At 60.1% G+C, this 684-nt stretch carries 2 protein-coding genes; both read left to right on the forward strand.

Going from position 1 to position 684, the window contains the following annotated elements; all coding sequences use genetic code 11:
• Positions 1-116: 116 nt before the first annotated feature.
• On the forward strand, positions 117-440 hold the full coding sequence (gene cutA / locus HMPREF9538_RS10810) for a divalent cation tolerance protein CutA (protein ID WP_002885422.1): 324 nt from the start codon (positions 117-119) through the stop codon (positions 438-440).
• Positions 416-684: protein-disulfide reductase DsbD domain-containing protein (locus HMPREF9538_RS10805; RefSeq protein ID WP_009485426.1), on the forward strand; the 269-nt coding region annotated here is incomplete at its 3' end. The genes cutA and HMPREF9538_RS10805, both read left to right, overlap by 25 nt.

Raw genomic sequence — 684 nt, forward strand, 5'->3', positions numbered from 1 at the left:
CCCCCCCCCCCCCCCCCCCCCCCCCCTTCCGTTGCCCTCACTTTCCCCGCTCGTTACGCTAATATCCCCGCATCTTGCGTGTTATAGTGCCTCTTTTCGCTGATACGAGGTTCATGATGACTACGCCTGATGCTGTTGTTGTGCTCTGTACCGCGCCGGACGAAGCGACCGCCCAGGATCTGGCGGCAAAAGCGCTGGCGGAAAAGGTGGCAGCCTGCGCCACGCTACTGCCGGGGGCTACCTCTCTGTATTACTGGGAAGGGAAACTCGAGCAGGAGTATGAAGTGCAGATGCTACTCAAAACTGACCTTGCCCATCAGCAGGCGCTGCTGGACTGCCTGAAGTCACACCACCCGTATCAAACCCCAGAACTGCTGGTTCTACCCGTCACGCATGGAGACAACGATTACCTCTCATGGCTTACCGCATCATTACGCTGATCCTGCTGCTGTGCAGCACATCAGCCACCGCCGGGTTATTCGACGCGCCGGGGCGCTCGAACTTCGTGCCTGCTGATCAAGCTTTCGCCTTTGACTTTCAGCAGCAACAGCATGACGTCAACCTGAGCTGGCAAATCAAGGATGGTTATTATCTTTATCGTCAACAGTTTACCTTCAGCGCCGCCGGGGCGACGATCGACGAACCGGCGCCGCCGGCGGGGGGGGGGGCGGGGGGGGGGGGGGG

The organism is Klebsiella sp. MS 92-3, from assembly GCF_000195655.1.
Lineage (GTDB): Bacteria > Pseudomonadota > Gammaproteobacteria > Enterobacterales > Enterobacteriaceae > Klebsiella > Klebsiella pneumoniae.

Excerpts from the sequence above, each read along its gene's own strand:
- cutA (WP_002885422.1), top strand. The coding sequence starts at position 117 with ATGACTACGCCTGATGCTGTTGTTGTGCTCTGTACCGCGCCGGACGAA.